1 protein-coding gene and 1 pseudogene are annotated in these 496 nt (G+C 42.9%); both read left to right on the top strand.

Annotated features, from left to right (window positions below; genetic code table 11):
• Nucleotides 1-137: pseudogene (locus ACTHUR_RS19030) on the top strand (50S ribosomal protein L10); the annotation flags it as partial.
• Between the two features lie 58 nt (nucleotides 138-195).
• A partial coding sequence (rplL, locus tag ACTHUR_RS19035) for a 50S ribosomal protein L7/L12 (protein ID WP_440400338.1) occupies nucleotides 196-496 on the top strand: 301 nt, incomplete at its 3' end.

Raw genomic sequence — 496 nt, forward strand, 5'->3', positions numbered from 1 at the left:
TTGCTGAGTTGGCTTCTATTCCGAGCCGCGAAGAGCTGTTGTCCAAACTGTTGTTCGTTATGCAAGCTCCTGTATCAGGCTTTGCGCGCGGTTTGGCTGCTTTGGCAGAGAAAAAAGCAGGCGAAGAAGCCGCTTAATCAATTTTGTTTCTGTTAATCAATTATTTTTTAATACAATATTTGGAGTATAAATAGCATGGCTATTACTAAAGAAGACATTTTGGAAGCAGTTGGTTCTTTGACCGTAATGGAATTGAACGACTTGGTTAAAGCTTTTGAAGAAAAATTCGGTGTTTCTGCTGCTGCAGTTGCAGTTGCAGGTCCTGCAGGTGCTGGTGCAGCTGCTGCTGAAGAAAAAACTGAATTTGACGTAGTACTGGCTTCTGCCGGTGACCAAAAAGTTGGCGTGATTAAAGTAGTTCGCGCAATTACTGGTCTGGGTCTGAAAGAAGCTAAAGACATCGTTGATGGCGCACCTAAAACTCTTAAAGAAGGTG

This window comes from Neisseria sp. P0021.S007, from assembly GCF_051956855.1.